Annotated in this window: 1 protein-coding gene; it reads left to right on the top strand. The window is 44.3% G+C overall.

Features of this window, described 5'->3' with window-relative positions:
- Window positions 1-123 precede the first annotated feature (123 nt).
- Window positions 124-1,146: methyltransferase (locus R7070_RS26100; RefSeq protein WP_318141500.1), on the top strand; the 1,023-nt coding region annotated here is incomplete at its 3' end.

Genomic DNA, 1,146 nt, shown 5'->3' with positions numbered 1-1,146 from the left:
ATCTCAAAGCAAGTGATGGCAAAATCCACCGCAATTACAATCGTTGGGTAAACAATTTAAATGTTGATATTCAGCGAGCACTTGCGTTGTTGGGCACTCAGTCTCAGCAATAAAAATTATTAAATGCAGTTAGGTTTTTTCGTGTTAAATCAAAATAATGATCCTTTTAATGCTTTTGAAGCAAAAACAGAAGCTCAAAAATTATCTTTTGCCCCTATCGTTTTCCATACCGCGAGAACGCTCAGAGATTTGGGTATTTTAGCGGCGCTCGATAGCGCTGGTTCAAAAGGCATGAGCGCCATTGATATCGCCGAAAAAACAGGCGTGTCAGAATATGGTGTCAAAGTGCTGCTAGACATGGCGATAAGTGCGCACATTGTTTTGTGGGAAAAACCTAACTACTCACTGGCCAACCTCGGGTTCTACTTGTTGTACGATGGCATGACCCAAGCAAACATGGATTTCACGGCCGACGTTTGTTATGCCGCGATGATGCACTTGACTGAAGCAATCAAAGACGGCAAACCTGCTGGATTGAAAGAGCTGGGCGATTGGGAAACCATCTATCAAGGATTGTCGACATTACCTGAGCAAGCTAAGCAGAGCTGGTTTAAGTTTGATCACTTCTATTCGGATCGTTCTTTCCCATTGCTGCTTAAAGAAGTGTTTGCCAATGAGCCAAAACACATCGTCGATATCGGTGGCAATACGGGTAAATGGGCAATGCAGTGCTGCAACTACGATAAAGATGTGCATGTGACCATTGTTGATTTGCCGCAGCAATTGGAAGTCGCGATGTCGAACGTGGCAGAGAATCAGCTCAGCGAGCGCGTGCATCCGTATCCTGCCAATATGCTTGATAAAGCCCAAACATTGCCTGATCATGCCGATATTTGGTGGATGAGCCAGTTCTTAGATTGTTTCTCTCCAATTGAAATTTTAAATATTTTGAAGAAAGTGAAGGCGCAGTTGAGCGCGGGCGATACCGTTTACGTTCTCGAACTGTTTTGGGATGCGCAGAAATACGCGGGCGCGTCATACAGCTTAAATGCTACCTCGCTTTACTTTACCTGCCTAGCCAATGGTAATAGCCGTTTCTACCGTAGTGATGATTTCCTAGAAATTGTTGAAGCAGCAGGTCTCTCT

Origin of the sequence: Vibrio sp. 1557 (assembly GCF_033340175.1) — a bacterium.
GTDB lineage: Bacteria > Pseudomonadota > Gammaproteobacteria > Enterobacterales > Vibrionaceae > Vibrio > Vibrio alginolyticus.
Note: the sequence above shows the minus strand (reverse complement) of the source record. Positions and strands in the feature narration are given on the sequence as shown.